The 260-nt window shown below is 36.9% G+C and carries 1 pseudogene; it reads left to right on the top strand.

Annotation, left to right across the window (positions count from 1 at the left end):
- Positions 1 to 14: 14 nt before the first annotated feature.
- Positions 15 to 260, top strand: a pseudogene (locus R2R70_RS21185) (hypothetical protein); the annotation flags it as partial.

The following is a 260-nucleotide window of genomic DNA, read 5'->3' as shown; positions in this document are numbered from 1 at the left end:
CTTGGAGGTGAGTTATGAAGCTTATCCGTAAAAAAAGCCTCACTAAAACCAAAAAATCTGCTTTAAAACCAAAAAAGCAATTTGATTTAAATGAGTTTCGCCGTAGCTTTGAATCGTTAGATTCAGAAAATTATGGCAGTTGGCCATTGCCAGTAAAAGTGACAGTCATTGGTCTTATTATTATCTTTATCGCAGCTTTGTCATGGGCCTTACCGATTAGCAGCAAAATTGATGCAATTAATGCTGCTGAGGCTCAACAA

The sequence above is a fragment of the Cobetia sp. SIMBA_158 genome (assembly GCF_046566945.1).
Lineage (GTDB): Bacteria > Pseudomonadota > Gammaproteobacteria > Pseudomonadales > Halomonadaceae > Cobetia > Cobetia amphilecti.
Note: the sequence above shows the minus strand (reverse complement) of the source record. Positions and strands in the feature narration are given on the sequence as shown.